Raw genomic sequence first — 2,307 nt, forward strand, 5'->3', positions numbered from 1 at the left:
GGGCGCGATCACGAGCCGGCGCGCGCCGCGGCGACGCAGGTGGGCGGCGGCTTGGTGCACCGACGCCTCGGGCCGGGTTGCGAACGCCGTCGTCGCCCCGGCCCACCGGGTGCCGACCGCCAGCCTGGACGCGACCTTCGCGGTGCGCACGTTCGCCGCGGCGTTGGACGAGCCGATCGCGACGACCATCACGCCGAGGTCGTCGTCAGCCGCGGATACCCCGACCTCGGTGAGGCGTTCGCGCAGCACGGAAACCAGCCGCCCGTCCTCGCCGAGCACGCCGGCCTGCCGGACGCCGTGGGCCCCGGCTTCGGCGATCTGCTTGGGGATGTCCAGGCGCGCGTGGTAGGCGCTGGCCAGCAGGAACGGGGTGACCACCGCGTGGCGGCTGTCCGGGAGGGCGGCCAGCACGTCGACGAAATTGGGTTCGTTGAGCTCGAGGAACGCCAGCCGCACGTCCAGGTCGGGCCGCATGCCCGCCAGCCGGTCGGCCAGCGCCCGCGCGTTCGCGCCCGAGCGCGGGTCCCGGCTGCCGTGGGCGGTGAGTACGAGCGTGCTCATGAGGCGTGTAACCCGCATTCGATCTTGTTTCGTCCCCGCCAGCGCCCGCTGCGAGGATCGTCACCCTCGGCCGGCTTGCTGGTGCAGGGTGCGCAGCCGATCGACGGGTAGCCCTCCTCGACCAGCGGGTTGACCAGAACGTTGTGGCGCTCGATGTAGTCCTGCACGTCCTCGTCGGTCCAGGCCGCGATCGGGTTGACCTTGATGAGCTTGAACGACTCGTCGAAGCTGATCAGCGGGGCGTTGGCGCGGGTGGCGGCCTCCGCCCGGCGCAACCCGCTCACCCACGCGGCGTAGCCGCGCAGCGCGCGCCGCAGCGGGAGAACCTTACGCAGGCGGCAGCATTCGTTGGGGTCGCGGGCGAACAGGTCCTTGCCCAGCAGCTCGTCCTGCTCGGCGACCGTGTGTTCGGGCGTGACGTTGAGCAGGTGAATGTCGTAGACGGACTCGACCGCGTCGCGGGTGCCGATGGTTTCGGCGAAGTGGTAGCCGGTGTCCAGGAACAGCACCGGCACGCCCGGCCGGACATCGGACGCGAGCGAAACCACCACGGCGTCTTGCATATTGGCGGCCACCACGTATTTGCAGTTGGCCCCGTCGCGGGGGCCGTCGACGCCGCCGAAGTGTTCGTCGGTCCAGCGCAGGATGTCGGTGGCATCGGCGTCCGCCATTTCCGCCGCGCCGCGTTCGGCCAGTTTGCGCAGCTGGTCTTCGGTGAAGTTCATCGCGACCATGGCGTGGTCCTCAACTCCTATCGCAGGTCGGCCTCGTCGGCGCGCAGGGCCCACGACGCGAAGCGCTCACCGCCGTCGCGCTGCTCGAGGAACTTGCGGGTCACCCGGTCGATGTAGTCGCCGAGCTCGTCACTGGTCACCTTGTGCTGGCGCAACTTTCGGCCGAACCCGCTGGCCTCGCCGAGGCCGCCGCCCAGGTGAACCTGGAATCCCTCGACGGAGTTGCCCTGGCCGTCGTCGATCCATTGGCCCTTGAAGCCGATGTCGGCGACCTGGATGCGCGCGCACGAGTTCGGGCACCCATTGAGGTGGACGCTGATCGGCACGTCGAGCCTGGGGTCGACGTCGGCCAGGCGCTGTTCCAGCTCGGGCACCAAAGTCTGTGTGCGCACTCGGGTTTCGGCGAAGGACAGTTTGCAGAACTCGATGCCGGTGCAGGCCATGGTGTTCTTGCGCCACGCGGAGGGCCGCGACGGCAGGCCCAGCGCGTCCAGCGCGGCGACGGTCTCGTCGACCAAGGCGTCGGGCACGTCGAGGATGACCAGCTTCTGGAACGGGGTCAGCCGGGCGCGGTCGGAGCCGACCTTTTCCATCAGGTCGGCCACCGCCGACAGCGTCGCGCCGGAGACCCGGCCGGCGATCGGGGCGACGCCAATGGCGTTGAGCCCGTTCTTGATCTTCTGCACGCCGACGTGGTCGATGGTTTGCGTGACCGGTGCGGGGGCCGGGCCGTCGATGAGCGGCCGGTGGAGGTATTCGGTTTCGAGGACCTCGCGGAACTTTTCGACGCCCCAGTCCTTGATCAGGAACTTCAGCCGCGCCTTGGCGCGCATCCGCCGGTAGCCGTAGTCGCGGAACAGCCGGGTCACGGCCTCCCAGACGTCGGGCACCTCGTCCAGCGGCACCCACACCCCGACCCGCTGGGCCAGCATCGGGTTGGTCGACAGGCCGCCACCCACCCACAGATCCAGGCCGGGGCCGTGCTCGGGGTGGTCGACGCCGACGAACGCGA

General features: G+C 70.1%; 3 protein-coding genes. All 3 read right to left on the reverse strand.

All coding sequences use genetic code 11. The annotated features are described in order from the left end of the window. Nucleotides 1-561: sirohydrochlorin chelatase (locus A9X05_RS27880; protein WP_067785497.1), on the reverse strand; the 561-nt coding region annotated here is incomplete at its 3' end. Beyond that, a complete protein-coding gene (locus A9X05_RS27885; RefSeq protein WP_067785494.1) occupies nucleotides 558-1,295 on the reverse strand; it encodes a phosphoadenylyl-sulfate reductase in 738 nt (245 codons plus the stop codon). The genes A9X05_RS27885 and A9X05_RS27880, both read right to left, overlap by 4 nt. Before the next feature lie 17 nt (nucleotides 1,296-1,312). Next, a partial coding sequence (locus A9X05_RS27890; RefSeq protein ID WP_197499226.1) for a nitrite/sulfite reductase occupies nucleotides 1,313-2,307 on the reverse strand: 995 nt, incomplete at its 5' end.

Origin of the sequence: Mycobacterium sp. E3298, from assembly GCF_001666895.1 — a bacterium.
GTDB lineage: Bacteria > Actinomycetota > Actinomycetes > Mycobacteriales > Mycobacteriaceae > Mycobacterium.

What these genes read in the sequence shown, in the direction of transcription:
- A9X05_RS27885 (WP_067785494.1), bottom strand. Translation starts at nt 1,295, where the DNA reads ATGGTCGCGATGAACTTCACCGAAGACCAGCTGCGCAAACTGGCCGAA.